Source organism: Sulfitobacter sp. HI0027, from assembly GCF_001634775.1.
GTDB lineage: Bacteria > Pseudomonadota > Alphaproteobacteria > Rhodobacterales > Rhodobacteraceae > Sulfitobacter.
This window is the reverse complement of the sequence record NZ_LWER01000314.1, coordinates 1-287: the sequence shown is the minus strand read 5'-3', so window position 1 is coordinate 287 and position 287 is coordinate 1. Positions and strand designations below refer to the sequence as shown.

Annotated in this window: 1 pseudogene; it reads right to left on the bottom strand. The window is 55.4% G+C overall.

From position 1 onward, the window contains the following. Positions 1–287, bottom strand: a pseudogene (locus A3722_RS15840) (copper oxidase); the annotation flags it as partial.

Below are 287 nucleotides of genomic sequence, written 5' to 3'. Positions count from 1 at the left end.
CATACCGTCCATTGCGGGCTTCTGCATCTGGGCATGGTTCATGCCTGACATCGGTGCCTTTTTCTTCTGCTGCATCTGCGTGTGGTCCATGCCGTCCATCGCAGGCTTTTGCATCTGCGTATGGTCCATCCCAGCCATCGAAGTCTTTTTCTTCGGCTTTTCCTCTGACGGGGTCATCGCAGGCATCGGGGGCTGCTGGCTGGATTGCATGTTTGAATGGTCCATGCCTGTCATGTCGGTGTGGTTCATTCCGGTCATGTTCTGCATGACGTGGTCGCCCATACCCA